Source organism: Paenisporosarcina sp. P4_D4 (genome assembly GCF_056401835.1).
On the sequence record NZ_JBFUIO010000406.1, the window covers coordinates 1 to 657 of the forward strand.

At 35.8% G+C, this 657-nt stretch carries 1 protein-coding gene; it reads right to left on the minus strand.

Annotated elements, in window-relative coordinates; all coding sequences use genetic code 11:
- Positions 1-657: FtsX-like permease family protein (locus AC1DSL_RS19140; protein WP_477533467.1), on the minus strand; the 657-nt coding region annotated here is incomplete at both ends.

Consider the following 657-nt stretch of genomic DNA (forward strand, 5'->3'; position numbering starts at 1 on the left):
TAATCAAGTAGTGAGATTTGTTTACCTCAACTGCAACAAATTCGCCTAACCAAGATGTATATAAAACTCCCTCTAAACGGAAGGATACGTATAAATAAAAGGATAATAATGTGGAAGGTAACGCAATCGCCAATATGGACAAAAGGTTTCTTCCAGGTCTTTGCAATACCTGGTTCATAACAAACCCAACCATCAATCGGTTACTAAAAACCCTTTTAGACTTATTGGTTATTTCTCCTGATTTAATTCCTTGATATGGTTTTAATCGACCGACTTGCATAAGTGGTAGAATTATACCTAAACCATAAATTACTAGCGACGTACTGAAAACTAGAACAATCTTGCTAAAGTTAAATGTGCTTCCATTTAGCATAAAAATTACTTCTAAAATAATGGCTATTAGTGTAATTAGGAGTACATAAAATAATGCTTCTCCTAGTACCATTTTCCGAAGAATGCCCGTTCGCCATCCAAGTGCTAGAAATATGCTATATTCTTTCTTGCGTGTTAAATAAGATACATAGGTCGTTGCAAACACATACATCATACCAATCAGTAGGATGGTAACGAGAATACTCGTATACCCTAATGATGTTTCTCTTAAAATGGTGATAGCCGCGCCTATATGAATCCAAGGTTGTTCAATCCACCCAAGCG